Genomic DNA, 11,181 nt, shown 5'->3' with positions numbered 1-11,181 from the left:
GGTTGGGGATAACGAGAATAGGCAGGGACGAAGGCCCCAGCCGCCTCCCGTCTTTGGTCGCGGAGGCGGCGGTGGCCGCGTGCTACCCGCCGCCCCCCCCCCCCCCCCCCCCCCCCCCCCCCCCCCGCCCGGGCCGGGGCGATCAGGGAGCGCTCGGTGATCCGCGCGGCTCCCAGGATTGCGATGCGCAGGGGTTTCGGGCCGGGCTCGCTCATGCGTGCCGTACCTCCTCGACGGTGACGGGCCGGTGCTCGTGCAGCGACAGTGTGCACGCCTCGGCGATCCAGCCCGCCTCCAGGGCGTCCGCGACCGTGCACGGCGAGGGCCGGGAACCGGCGACGACCTCGGTGAACGCCGTCAGTTCGGCCCGGTAGGCGGCGGTGAAGCGGTCCATGAAGAAGTCGTGCGGGGTGCCCGCGGGGAAGGTCACGCCCGGCTCCACCGACCGCAGCGGCAGCTTGTCCTCCAGGCCGACCGCGATGGAGTCCCGGAAGCCGTGCAGCTCCATGCGGACGTCGTACCCCCGGGCGTTGTGACGGCTGTTGGAGACCACCGCGAGGGTGCCGTCGTCCAGGGTCAGGACCGCGCCCGTGGTGTCGGCGTCGCCCGCCTCCCTGATGAAGTCGGCGCCCCGGTTGCCGCCGGCCGCGTACACCTCGGTCACCTCGCGGCCGGTCACCCAGCGGATGATGTCGAAGTCGTGCACCGAGCAGTCGCGGAAGATGCCCCCGGACGCGGCGATGTACGCGGCCGGCGGCGGCGCCGGGTCGAGCGTGGTCGAGCGCACGGTGTGCAGGTCGCCCAGCTCACCGCTGCGTACGGCGGCCCGCGCGGCGACGAAGCCGGCGTCGAACCGGCGGTTGAAGCCGATCTGGATCGGCACGTCCAGCCCTTCGACCGCCTTCATCACCTGGACTCCCTCGGCCATCGTGCGCGCCACCGGCTTCTCGCAGAAGACCGGCACACCCGCCTCCGCGCACGCCAGGATCAGCTCCGGATGGGCGTCGGTCGCGGCGGCGACGACCACGCCGTCCACCCCGGCCGCGAGCACCGCCTCGGGGGAGTCCGCGACCTCCGCGCCGAACCGTTCGGCGGCGGCCTTGGCGGCGTCCGTGAACGGGTCGGAGACGACGAGGGACCCGACGGCGTCGAGCCCGGACAGGGTCTCGGCGTGGAAGGCGCCGATGCGGCCGAGGCCGAGGATTCCGATACGCATGGGGGTGGTGCTCCTTGAGTGCGGGTGGTGCGTACGAGCAGGAGGTGGGGGGATCAGTCGAGGCCGCCGAGGACGTTCTGGTCCCAGTCGATCACGGATCCGGTGACCACGCCGGAACGGTCGGAGAGCAGCAGGACCACGAAGTCGGCGATCTCGTCCGGCCGGCCGAGCTTGCCCATCGGCAGCCGCGCGGCGGCCTGTTCGCGCCAGTCGTCCCCGGCGCCGTGGAAGGTGCGCTGGGTGGCGTCCTCGCCCTCGGTGGCGGTCCAGCCGATGTTCAGTCCGTTGATCCGGATCCGGTCCCAGCGGTGGGCGTGCGCCGCGTTGCGGGTCAGACCGATCAGCCCGGCCTTCGCGGCGACGTACGGCGCGAGGAACGGCTGCCCGCCGTGCGCCGACGAGGTGATGATGTTGACGATCGTGCCGGGCTCCTCGCGCCGCACCATGTCCGCGACGGCGGCCTGCATGGCGAAGAACGGCGCCTTCAGGTTGATCGCGACGTGCTGGTCGAACAGCTCGGGCGTGGTGTCGAGGAGCGTTCCGCGCGTCGTCAGACCCGCCGAGTTGACCAGGCAGTCCACCCGGCCGTACGCCTCCACCACCTGGGCCACGGACGCCCTGGCCTGCTCGGCGTCGGCCAGGTCGGCCCGTACGAACATCGCCGTGCCGCCCCCGGCCGTCAGCTCGGCGACCAGCGCCTCGCCGGGTTCCGGGCGCCGCCCGCTGACGGCCACGACCGCGCCCTCGCGGACCGCGGCCCGCGCGACGGCGGCACCGACGCCCTGGCTGCCGCCGTTGACGAGGACGATCCTGTCGTCGAGAAGTCCCATGATGTGTCCGGGTCCCTTTCAGCTCTCGCGCCGCTTGGCGCCGGCCCGCAGTTCGTTCCGCAGGGTCCGCGCGGTCCAGCCCTCGCGCAGCGCCCGCCGCACGACGTCCGCCTGCGACGGCGGGGCCAGACCGTCGACCGGCGGGTCGTTGTCGAGGTTCGTGGGGAACGGGTAGCCCTCGGCGCTCGCCGCGATCACGTTCTCCAGCCACTGTTCCCCGGCGCCTTCGGCCTTGCGGCCCAGGAGCACCGGATAGACGGCACCCGTCACCGCCTCGCGGTCAACGGTCTCCATGGCCCGCCCGAACGCGGAGGACACCTGCAGCAGGTTGGCCATGCGCCGGATGTCCGCCGAACGGTTGGCGCCGGCGGCGTGGAACAGCGCCGGATTGAAGAACACCGCGTCGCCCTTGGCGAGCGGCAGCTGGACGTGGTGCTCCTCGAAGTACGCCCGGAACTCCGGGAGCCGCCAGGCGAGATAGCCGGGCTCGTACTTCTGTGAGTGCGGCAGGTACAGGGTGGGCCCCGACTCGACGGGCATGTCGCAGTGCGCCACCGCGCCCTGGAGGGTGAGCGCGGGGGAGAGGCGGTGCACCTGCGCCGGGTACGCCGCGGCCGCGTCGCTGGACAGGAACCCGAGGTGGTAGTCGCGGTGCACGGTCTGCGCGGCGCCGCCCGGGTTGACCACGTTGACCTGCGAGGTGACCTGGTAGCCGGGACCGAGCCAGGCCGAGGAGAGCAGGGCGATCACATCGTTGGCGTAGTAGTCGGCGAACGCCTGCGGGTCGTACAGCGCCGTCTTCTCCAGGGCGTTCCACACCCGGTCGTTGGCGCCCGGCGCGGCGAAGTGGTCGCCCGCGCCGGCGCCCGAGGCACGCTGCTCGGCGATCAGGGCGTCGAACACGGCGGTGGTCCGGTCCACGACCGCCGGGTCGGGGAAGGCGCCGCGGACGACCACGATGCCGGGGCCCGCGGAGAGCGCGCGGACGAGCTCCGCCTGGACGGCGCGGCGGTCGGCGAGGGCGAGCCGGTCGGCGTCGTACAGCAGCACGTTCCGCTCGACGGCGGTGGCGTGCGGGTGGGCGGCGAGGTCGGTCTGCTGCTCCACCAGTGCGCGGAAGGTCTCCAGGTCGCAGTCCCGCTCGGACAGCCAGTCGGCCGGCGCGGGATTCTGCACGGAGGCGGATGCGGACATGAGGTCGTCCCTTCGGGTCACGGAGCGACGCGGCTGGTGCCATTCTTGTCAGTACAAACCCTTCGAACAACCAGCAGGAACCCATCAAAAACCCCTCAGGAGCCGTCGCATGGGCCACCCCTTCCCGATCAGGGAAATCGCACGTCAGGCCGGGTTGAGCGAGGCCACGGTGGACCGCGTCCTCAACGGGCGGGGCGGGGTGCGGGAGAGCACCGCGCAAGAGGTGCGCCGTGCGATAGCCGACCTGGACCGGCAGCGCACCCAGGTCCGTCTGGTCGGCCGCACGTTCATGGTGGACATCGTGATGCAGGCGCCGGAGCGCTTCTCCACCGCCGTCCGCGCCGCCCTGGAGGCCGAACTGCCCTCCCTGCACCCGGCGGTGGTCCGTTCCCGCTTCCACTTCCGCGAGACGGGCCCGGCGGGGGAACTGGCCGGCGTCCTCGACCGGATCGCCCGGCGCGGCTCGCAGGGCGTGATGCTCAAGGCGCCCGACGTCCCCGAGATCACCGCCGCCGTCGGCCGGCTCACGGCGGCGGGCATTCCGGTGGTGACCCTGGTGACGGACCTGCCCGCGAGCGCCCGGATCGGCCACGTGGGGAGCGACAACCGGGCGGCGGGCGCCACCGCCGCCTACCTCATGGGCCAGTGGCTGGGCGACCGTCCCGGCAATGTGCTCACCAGCCTCTCCAGCGGCTTCTTCCGCAACGAGGAGGAACGCGAGATGGGCTTCCGCAGCACCATGCGCGCCCGGCACCCCGGACGCGCCCTCGTCGAGATCGCCGAGGGGCAGGGCCTGGACGCCACCCAGTACGACCTGGTCCGCGCCGCCCTGGCCCGCGATCCGGAGATCCGCGCGGTGTACTCCATCGGCGGCGGCAACATCGCCACCCTGCGCGCCTTCGAGGATGCCGGGCGCGAGTGTGCCGTGTTCGTGGCGCACGACCTCGACCACGACAACACCCGGCTGCTGCGCGAGCACCGGCTGTCGGCGGTGCTCCACCACGATCTGCGCCACGACCTGCGCGAGGCCTGCCACCTGGTGATGCGCGCGCACGGAGCCCTGCCGCCCGCGGGACCCACCCTGCCCTCCGCCATCCAGGTCGTGACCCCGTACAACATGCCGTCTTCGACCGTGGCAGGGTGACGGCCCGGCGTGTACGGCCGCCCGGCCTGCCGGGCCTGCCTACCGTCGTGACCATGAGGAAACCGACCCCGGAAGGCGGGCCCGAACGGCTGGTGGCGCTGTCCGACGGCGTGTTCGCCATCGCCATCACCCTGCTGGTCCTGGACATCTCCGTACCGGAGGGGCTGAACTCCGAGCAGTTCCACCAGGCGCTGAGCGACACACTGCCCAACGTGGGCGCCTACGGGATCAGTCTGGCGGTGCTGGCCGGCTTCTGGCGCGACCACCGCGCGATCTTCCGGACCGTCCAGCAGGTGGACGGCGGCGTGATCGTGCTGACCGTCCTGGGCCTGGGTCTTGCGGCACTGGTGCCGTTCCCGACGGCCCTGGTCTCCGAGTACGGCGACGAGAGTGCCTCGGTGGTCATCTACTCGGTGGCGGTCGCCTCGCTCGGGGCGGTCCATCTCGCGCTGGCCGCCCTCGTCGCGCGGCGGCCCTGGCTGCGGGGCGGGGCCGCACCGGTGCGGGACGAGGTGCTCTCCGCCGCCGACCTGGGGGCGACGGTGGTGGTGTTCCTGGTGACCATCCCGCTGGCCCTGCTCATCGGGCCCGCCGCCATGTGGTGGTGGCTGGTCCTCATCCCGATCAAGGCCTGGCTGGGCCGCCGAGAGGCGGAGTGACCGAGAACACCCCGCGCCCCTTCAGGGGCGCGGGGAACTGCGCGAAGGGGGTCTGGGGGCGAAGCCCCCAGGACGGGACGGGAAGGGGCGGCGGGGGCGAAAAACGTCAGGACGCCACCCGCACCCACGCCCCGCTCTCCACCGACCGCGCCATCGCGTCCAGCACCACCGCACTCTGCACGGCATCGGCCGTCGTGGCGCCGTACGCCACCCCCTCGGCCACGGACCGCAGAAACCGGTACGCCTCGATCACCTTCAGATCGTCGTACCCCATGGCGTTCCCGGCACCCGGCTGAAACGCCCCGAACTCACCGTGCCCCGGCCCCACATACACGGTGCTCACGGGCTGGTCCTGATAGCCGGCCCCCCGGCTGACACCGAGCTCGTTCATCCTGCGGAAGTCCCAGAACACCGCCCCCTCGGTCCCGTGCACCTCGAAGCCGTAATTGTTCTGCTCACCCACCGACACCCGGCAGGCCTCGAGCACCCCGCGCGCCCCGGAGGCGAACCGCAGCAGGCAGCTGACGTAGTCCTCGTTCTCCACGGGGCCGAGTTCACCGCCCGTGGCCCGGGAGTGGCCGGCGGTGGCGCCCGTCGGACGGGCCCGCTCCGGCAGGAAGATCGCCGTGTCGGCGGTCAGCGCGGCGATGTCGCCGAGTAGGTAGCGGGCCAGGTCGGCTCCGTGCGAGGCCAGGTCGCCCAGCACCCCGCTGCCGCCGCGCTCCCGCTCGTAACGCCAGGTCAGGGCGCCCTCGGGGTGGGCCGCGTAGTCGCTGAACAGACGGATGCGGACATGGGTGACCCGGCCGATCTCACCGGAGGCGATGAGATCGCGGGCCGCCTCCACGGCCGGCGCGTTGCGGTAGTTGAAGCCGACCGCTCCCTGCACCCCGGCCCCGGCGACCGCGTCGGCCACCGCGCGGGCGTCCCCGGGGCCGAGGCCCACCGGCTTCTCGATCCAGATGTGCTTCCCGGCCTCGGCCATCGCGACGCCGATCTCGCGGTGCAGGAAGTTGGGAGCGGTGATGCTCACCGCTTGTACGCGCGGATCGGCGGCCACCTCGCGCCAGTCCCCGGCCGTCGAGGCGAACCCGAACTGTGCGGCGGCCTCCTCGGCCCGGCCGGGCACCTCCTCGGCGACCGTGATCAGCTCCGGACGCAGGGCCAGCTGCGGATAGTGGTGCCGCACGCGCGCGTACGCCTGGGTGTGCACCCGCCCCATCCAGCCGAAACCCACGACGGCGACACCCAGCGCATCCACCATGACAGCCTCTCTCCGGCCCGTTCCGCGTTCTGCCCGCTCACCCTCCGTGCGCCACTGGCGTCCTGTCAACCTTTTGACAGGACAATTACCGCGTGTTCGGTGCGACCACGCCCATGGGGTAGGGTTTGACCTGCATGATCACGCGGTTCACCGCGTGGAACGCATCGGGACGTGGCGCAGCTTGGTAGCGCACTTGACTGGGGGTCAAGGGGTCGCAGGTTCAAATCCTGTCGTCCCGACGGTGAAGTACATGGTCAGGGCCCTGTTTCGACAGGGCCCTTGATCATTTTCAGGGCCGCCGTCTCATAAAATCTCACGAACGCTGTTGATCAAGGACATCCGAGCAGTTCGGGCATGGCCGCCCCTCGTCTGGCAGCAGCGCGGGTGACTCTCCAGCGGGAAGCGATCATGGAGATACAGCACGCGCTTGAAGGCAGCATGGCCGCCAACGAGCTGCCGCCCGGGGCCAGGATGAGTGAGCAATTCCGGGCAGCGGCAACGGAATTTGCGCTGCGTCTCCGTGCCCACATCGCCCGGCTTGAAGACCGCGAACTTGCCGCCAGTGTGCTGGAGTGGCTGGACCCCCACCGGAATGCGGCAGCAGCACGGGCGGCGCTCGATGCGCTTCAGGACCGGCTGAGCCGTCATCTCCGAGGGCTCTACGCGGACGGCCCTGCCTAGCGCGCGAACGGTGGCGTCGTCAGCGCCCTGTCCTGCGTACGGCGGCGTACCGTGGCCGCGTGGCAAACGAAGACCTGGGGAAGACTCTGCGCCGCCTGCGCCGTCTGGCCTCCCTCACACAAGAAGAGCTGGCTGAGCGCTCCGGCGTATCCGTTGACGTGATCCGTCAGCTCGAACAGGGACGGAAGCATTCGGCGCGTCTGCCTACGCTGCACGCCCTGGCGAATGGTCTCGGTGTGGAGCTGACCACGCTTCTCGGGGACCCGCCTGCCGTGTCCTCCTCCGGGGAGAACGACGGTCCCCGCTTCGTGGCGGTGCGCCGTGCCATCATGCCCGCACTCTGGGGACCGGCGCTCGAGCCGCCCGGGCCCGACTTCTCCATGAACAGCCTGCGTGAGCAGATCGCGGACGGCTGGACGCAGTACCACTCTGCCGAGTTCGACGCGGTGATGAAGACGCTGCCGGACCTGATCTCGGATGCGCGCTCCGCCACAGCATCGGGCAGCGACGACACGCGTAGGGCCGGTTTCGCGGCTCTGGGGAAGGCACTTCAGCTCGCCGGGCACGTAGCCGTGCGGATGGGCAAGACGGACCTCGCTCTGATCAGCCTCGAACGCGCCATAGACGCTGCCGGACAGTCTTCTGATCCGCTGCTACTGCCAATGATCGTCAACTCCACGGCGTGGACGTACCAGCGGCAAGGTCGCCTGGAAGACGCGTTGGGTATCGCCCTTCGGGCCGCCGACGACATGGCGAACGCGGGCCATACAGATACGGCCGATGGCCTGAAGGTGTGGGGTGCGCTGACCATGAGCGCCGCCACATCCGCAGCGCGCAGCGGTGACTACGAGCGCGCAGCCGCGATGATGGAGTCGGCCGAGAAGGAAGCCGCCCGCATCTCGAAGTTGCCGGACGGCGGAGACAACCGCATGGTCAGCGTCTTCAGCCCGTCATCGGTCCGCATCGAACGCGTCCGGCTCGCAGTGCAGTACGGGCACCCGCAAGACGCCCTGGCACTGGCAAAGGGGATGCGGCTCAGCAGGGACACGCCTCCGTCGTGGCGCACGTGGCTGCTGCTGGATGTGGCCCGAGCGCATACGGACACTGGGGATGCGGCCGGAGCGGTGAAGACCCTGGAGTCCCTGCGCCGTGTGGCGCCGACGTGGATGCAGCACCACACCTTGGCCGTGGCGATCGTGCGCGACCTATGGGCACTCCCCAATCACCCTCCGGGGCTGCGGTCGTTGGCGGAGTTCCTGGGAGTCTGCGAATAGCGTGGTGAAAGTGGGACGTTGCGCCCCTGTCAGCGTTCCAGGCATGCCGCTTACATGAGCCGACAGCGCCCCGGCGGCCGTGCGACCGGCCCCGGGGCTTGGCCGATCTGAGGAAGCAGACCGACATGCCGCAACCTACAACGCGGGCTCGCAGGACCGGACGCCCCGGGTACAGCGAGACCCTGCCCCGTCAACCCGAGAGTGCCGCGCCAGCACGGCGCCTGGTCCGCGCCGCGTGTGCCGTGTGGCGCTTGGACGACCTGGCCGAGGACGGGGCCCTGATCGTCTCCGAGCTGGTGGCCAACGCCGTGCAGTACGCCCGGCGGGAGTCCATCCGGGTGGCCGTCGACCGCCCCGGCGCGGGGCGCCTGCGCATCGGCGTCGTGGACTTCTCGAAGGCTCCACCGGTGCGCAAGGTGTCCGGCCCCGAGGACGAAGGCGGACGCGGCTTGGCGCTCGTGACGAAGCTGGCGGATGCCTGGGGCAGCGAGCCGCTGCCGTGGGGGAAACGGGTGTGGGCGGAGCTGCGCGGGAAGGGACTCGGATGACTGGCGAGCAGAAGCGGCGTGCGTGGGTGGGCGACATGATCCATGACGAGGACGCCGACCGGCGCGGAATCGTGGCGGACGTGCGCGGCGGCGCCACGTGGGTGCTGAGGCCGGAGTACGGGCCGGACCGGTGGACCTCGCAGCGGCCGGACCGGCTGCGGGTGATCAAAACCCGGGAAGAGAGGCTGCGGGAGCGAAGCGCCTGACGACAGAAGCCCCGGCACGGTGGAGTTCACCGGCCGGGGCTTCGTCATCTCACGTCCGTCTCACACCGATTTTACGAACTGCACGGTCTGTCGCGGAGTTTGCGGCCCTGGCCTGTCGTCCCGACTGAAACAAGTCGTGGGTCAGGAGACATCCGAAACCAGCCCTTGGTCATTTTATGAACCGCACCCAGCGTGGTGTGGTGCGCGCGTTGCGAACCGCGGCATCGAGGGGATACTGGAATGGGAGCTCGCGCGGCAGGCCGGTCCAAGGTGACCTGTGACCACGATTGCGGCGAATGCTTACAGTGCAATTGCGAGGAAAGTGTCATGTATGGGCAAGTGTGGGCCATCCTCGATAAGGAACCTGTCGCGATGATCAAGGTCAGCGTCTATCGCGATGGGACTCTCATTGGGAAAACCTATACCAATGATGAGGGTCGATACATCGTGGATGTCCCCAAAGGCGAGTTGGTCACGGTGAGGTTCGATACGCATCATTCGCTGACCAATGCCGAGGACTGGCACCCATCGGTGGTCGCCAACGTGATTGCTGACAATGAGCGTCCCTTGGATCGTTTCCTGCTCAAGAGCGGTCACGGTGTCGATCCTGAATCGGCCATGGACGCTCTCGGCGGGTATGTGTTCGCCACGGAATGGGAGAACGAGGACTACGCCCGAACGGCAGAGTCCCGCCTGTCGAGAATGAAACAGACCAGCGAGGTGCTCCAAGGGATCCAGCGAAATCTCCAGGAGTATTTCAAGGCAAGGACCGCCTAGTCGGCCGGTTCGCGGGGGAACGGAGCATGCAGTGAGTGTTCGGAACCTGTCCGGGAGCGTCGGTGACGGTGGAACAAACGCCCCCGATGACGTCTTCACCGTCCAGATGCTGCTCAATCACGTGGACGCGGCGGCAGGTGGGCCGACCCCTCCGCTGGACGTGGACGGTCTGGTCGGCCCGAAGACCATTGGAGGGATCAGCCGTTTCCAGCTCCTGCAACTCGGCTTCCAGGACGGACTGGTCGAGCCCGGCAAGAACACCTTCAAGGCGCTCAAGGGATTCTTCCGGGCGCCGGAAGCCTTTCCGGACGAACTCGTCGCCGGACCCGGCGGGTTCCGTCCGCACCGCCTCGTCTACCGGGACGTGCGCCTGGCCGGCACCAAGCCGGCGGGTGACACGGTGATCGAGGTCGACGCCGACACCCCGCTGCAGTGGTTCCTGGACAGCTCCGCCCACACCGCGGAGCACACCGCGGATCCGGTTCGCCTCAAGCTGATGGCCCATGGCGCGCCCGCCTTCGTGCAGTTCTGCAAGGAGAACCTGTTCACTGCCAACCTTCCGCGACTTGCCGTGCTGAAGAACAAGTTCGCCGCGGGCGTGGACCTGTTCTCCTGTTCCGCGGCGTTCATCGGTCCCGGCAACAGCGATGGCAACGTGTTCTGCTCCCGCATGGCGCAGACGCTGAACACGTTCGTCCGGGCCTCGACCGCCTCACAGAGCTACACGTTGGGCTCGGCCGGGACGGGCCTCGACTTCGGCCGCTGGGAGGGCACCGTGCTGACGTACGGCCCCACCGGAGCCGTCGTGCACGTCCAGCACGCTCCGCGGTTCTGAGATGCGCGTGGGCCGGGGTGACGTCACCCTCCCCCGAGGGTGACGTCGCCCCGGCCGCTCCCCCGGCGCCGGAAATGGCTCTGGTGTCCGCGGCCGGCCCGTGCCGTTACCAGCACATGACCGCCGTCTCGCCCGGGCCCCACGTGGAGTACAGGCGGATACGGACGGGATAGCGGCGGCCCTTGACCAGCCGGGCCGCGATCCTCGCGTTGGGCGCGGTGCCGCCGTCGTGACCGGCGAGGAAGCGGCGGCTCCCCGTCCCGTTCCTCGAACAGCACCACGACCCGGTCGGCGTCGCCGAGGGTGCCCACCGTGCAGGCGCGCGTCTCGGGCGGATCGACGACGAGGTCCGCCTGCTCACCGGGGCCCGGTCCCACCACCGCCGCCCGGCGCCCGGCGCGCCGAGCCGCTCGGTGGCCAGGCCCGGCGCGAACGCGGGGGCCGGCTCCCGCGGCAGCGAGCAGTGGCGAACGGTCATGGACGACAGCCTGCCCCGCCACCCGGGCGCGGCGCCTGAGCCGGGGTCTGCTCAAGTCGTCCTGTATCAAATCTG

General features: G+C 70.4%; 12 protein-coding genes, 1 tRNA gene and 1 pseudogene. 9 read left to right on the top strand and 5 right to left on the bottom strand.

Annotation, left to right across the window (positions count from 1 at the left end; all coding sequences use genetic code 11):
* Nucleotides 1-211: 211 nt before the first annotated feature.
* Genes ACZ44S_RS28405 through ACZ44S_RS28395 form a run of 3 tightly spaced genes read right to left on the bottom strand, consistent with a single transcriptional unit; the run spans nucleotide 212 to nucleotide 3,240 of the window.
* Nucleotides 212-1,216, bottom strand: coding sequence for a Gfo/Idh/MocA family protein (locus ACZ44S_RS28405; RefSeq protein WP_466933858.1), 1,005 nt, complete (start codon nucleotides 1,214-1,216; stop codon nucleotides 212-214).
* Nucleotides 1,217-1,269: 53 nt separating this feature from the next.
* A complete protein-coding gene (locus ACZ44S_RS28400) occupies nucleotides 1,270-2,046 on the bottom strand; it encodes an SDR family oxidoreductase (protein WP_466933857.1) in 777 nt (258 codons plus the stop codon).
* Nucleotides 2,047-2,064: 18 nt separating this feature from the next.
* Nucleotides 2,065-3,240: a phytanoyl-CoA dioxygenase family protein gene (locus tag ACZ44S_RS28395; protein ID WP_466933855.1), complete on the bottom strand. Its 1,176-nt coding sequence runs from the start codon at nucleotides 3,238-3,240 to the stop codon at nucleotides 2,065-2,067.
* Between the two features lie 109 nt (nucleotides 3,241-3,349).
* Here ACZ44S_RS28395 and ACZ44S_RS28390 point away from each other — a divergent pair, with 109 nt between their 5' ends.
* On the top strand, nucleotides 3,350-4,384 hold the full coding sequence (locus ACZ44S_RS28390; protein WP_466933853.1) for a LacI family DNA-binding transcriptional regulator: 1,035 nt from the start codon (nucleotides 3,350-3,352) through the stop codon (nucleotides 4,382-4,384).
* A 53-nt stretch (nucleotides 4,385-4,437) separates the two neighbouring features.
* Nucleotides 4,438-5,043: a TMEM175 family protein gene (locus tag ACZ44S_RS28385; protein ID WP_466933850.1), complete on the top strand. Its 606-nt coding sequence runs from the start codon at nucleotides 4,438-4,440 to the stop codon at nucleotides 5,041-5,043.
* A 106-nt stretch (nucleotides 5,044-5,149) separates the two neighbouring features.
* On the opposite strand, the gene ACZ44S_RS28380 is transcribed toward ACZ44S_RS28385, so the two are convergent.
* Nucleotides 5,150-6,307, bottom strand: coding sequence for a Gfo/Idh/MocA family protein (locus tag ACZ44S_RS28380; protein WP_466933849.1), 1,158 nt, complete (start codon nucleotides 6,305-6,307; stop codon nucleotides 5,150-5,152).
* Nucleotides 6,308-6,472: 165 nt separating this feature from the next.
* Between ACZ44S_RS28380 and ACZ44S_RS28375 the strand changes: the two genes are divergently transcribed.
* From ACZ44S_RS28375 to ACZ44S_RS28345, 7 genes are all read left to right on the top strand, one after another.
* Nucleotides 6,473-6,546: transfer RNA gene (locus ACZ44S_RS28375), tRNA-Pro, on the top strand.
* A 169-nt stretch (nucleotides 6,547-6,715) separates the two neighbouring features.
* A complete protein-coding gene (locus ACZ44S_RS28370; RefSeq protein ID WP_466933847.1) occupies nucleotides 6,716-6,988 on the top strand; it encodes a hypothetical protein in 273 nt (90 codons plus the stop codon).
* Nucleotides 6,989-7,047: 59 nt separating this feature from the next.
* Entirely contained in the window at nucleotides 7,048-8,262 is a 1,215-nt protein-coding gene (locus tag ACZ44S_RS28365; protein ID WP_466933845.1) for a helix-turn-helix domain-containing protein, read from the top strand.
* Nucleotides 8,263-8,387: 125 nt separating this feature from the next.
* A complete protein-coding gene (locus ACZ44S_RS28360; protein WP_466933843.1) occupies nucleotides 8,388-8,810 on the top strand; it encodes an ATP-binding protein in 423 nt (140 codons plus the stop codon).
* Complete coding sequence (locus ACZ44S_RS28355) at nucleotides 8,807-9,016, top strand: hypothetical protein (protein ID WP_351842238.1); 210 nt, start codon at nucleotides 8,807-8,809, stop codon at nucleotides 9,014-9,016. The genes ACZ44S_RS28360 and ACZ44S_RS28355 overlap by 4 nt, the downstream gene beginning before the upstream one ends.
* A gap of 372 nt (nucleotides 9,017-9,388) precedes the next feature.
* A complete protein-coding gene (locus tag ACZ44S_RS28350) occupies nucleotides 9,389-9,793 on the top strand; it encodes a carboxypeptidase regulatory-like domain-containing protein (RefSeq protein WP_466933841.1) in 405 nt (134 codons plus the stop codon).
* 31 nt (nucleotides 9,794-9,824) lie between these two features.
* Complete coding sequence (locus ACZ44S_RS28345; protein ID WP_466933839.1) at nucleotides 9,825-10,628, top strand: hypothetical protein; 804 nt, start codon at nucleotides 9,825-9,827, stop codon at nucleotides 10,626-10,628.
* Nucleotides 10,629-10,734: 106 nt separating this feature from the next.
* Here the strand turns inward: ACZ44S_RS28345 and ACZ44S_RS28340 are convergent.
* Nucleotides 10,735-11,002, bottom strand: a pseudogene (locus tag ACZ44S_RS28340) (hypothetical protein); the annotation flags it as partial.
* Nucleotides 11,003-11,181: the final 179 nt, after the last annotated feature.

It is taken from the genome of Streptomyces malachitofuscus (assembly GCF_055571035.1).
This window is presented reverse-complemented; position numbering and strand designations above follow the sequence as displayed.